We start from the raw sequence: 1,329 nt of genomic DNA, 5'->3' as shown, positions 1-1,329 counted from the left end.
ACCTGGCGTCCCGCACCGTCGCGCGATTGGGGCCGCTGGCCGGCCATGCCTATATCCCCCGGCAGCAATATGACCAGGCGCTTGTGACGCTGCACGATTCCGAAATCACGCTGGCGCAGGCACGCCAGCAGCAGCAGGCGGCCCAGGTGGCGATCGGCGACCTGAACAGCACGCTGGCCGCCGCCGCCGCCAGCCGGGCGGCGCTGGACCATGCGCGCTATGAACTGCGCCAGACGGTGGTGGTGGCGCCGGCCGACGGCTATGTGACCAGCCTGCGCGTCCGACCCGGGGAGATTCTGGCGCCGTCGCAGGTGCTGTTCACCCTGATCCTGAACGATGCGTGGTATGCGACCGCCAATATCCGCGAGGTCGACATGGCGTCGATCCGCCCGGGCGATTGCGCCACGGTCTATTCGATGATCGACCGCCACGCGGCCATGCGCGGCCATGTGGATTCGATCGGCTGGGGCGTGCTGTCGGCGGATTCGGCCGGCGCGCCGTCCGCGCCGCCGCTGGTGCCGCGCGAAATGGACTGGGTGCATGTCGCCCAGCGCTTTCCGGTGCGGGTGAGGCTGGACCTGAAGCCGAATGGGGCCGACCTGAACCTGCTGCGCCTGGGGGCGACCGCCACCGTCGAGATCCGGCATGGCGCCGCCTGCCCCTGATCCCGATCCTGATCCCGACCCTGATCTCGACCCTGGCCTCGGCGACGGGCCCGATCGGGGGCGGATGACGCCGGCGCGGGTCTGGTCGCTGGTCCGCGACCCGGTTCCGGGGCGGCTGGGCTATGCCGTGCGCATGGCGGCCGCCTGCACGGTCACGGTGCTGCTGGGGGAAATCTGGCAGGTGCCGGACCTGGCGGTGGCGGCGCTGGTCACGATGGCGCTGTGGCAGAAGGACCGGGTGAGCAACCTGATCGTCGCCGTGGTGGTCAACCTGATCATGCTGGTCGTGCTGGCGCTGATCTATGCGACGATGCGGCTGACGCTGGATCACCCGGCCGGGATCGTCGCCGGTGTCGCGGTGCTGAGCTTCGGCTTCTTCTTCCTGGGGTCGGCCAGCAAGCTGAAGCCCGTTTCCTACGTGCTGGGCCTGATGACCGTCTATGGGCTGATTTCCATCGACCAGTTGCCGGTGGGTGAAGTCATCACGCGGGCGCTGCTCTATACCGACCTGTTCATCGCCCTGCCGGGCCTGGTGATGGTCGTGCTGGGGCTGCTGATCTGCCCGTCGCCCAAGACGGTGCTGACGGACGCCATCGCGGCGCGCCTGCGCATGGCGGCCGCCTTGCTGCGGCCCGGTGCCCAGCCCGGTGCGCGATCCGATGCC

1 protein-coding gene and 1 pseudogene are annotated in these 1,329 nt (G+C 69.6%); both read left to right on the top strand.

Annotation, left to right across the window (positions count from 1 at the left end):
* Positions 1 to 665, top strand: a 665-nt coding sequence (locus tag HUK84_RS18600) for an HlyD family efflux transporter periplasmic adaptor subunit (RefSeq protein ID WP_176641550.1), incomplete at its 5' end; no start/stop codon positions are given.
* A pseudogene (locus tag HUK84_RS18595) lies at positions 646 to 1,329 on the top strand (FUSC family protein); the annotation flags it as partial. The gene HUK84_RS18600 and the pseudogene HUK84_RS18595, both read left to right, overlap by 20 nt.

Source organism: Nguyenibacter vanlangensis (genome assembly GCF_013376155.1).
In the GTDB taxonomy this organism is placed as follows: domain Bacteria; phylum Pseudomonadota; class Alphaproteobacteria; order Acetobacterales; family Acetobacteraceae; genus Gluconacetobacter; species Gluconacetobacter vanlangensis.
Note: the sequence above shows the minus strand (reverse complement) of the source record. Positions and strands in the feature narration are given on the sequence as shown.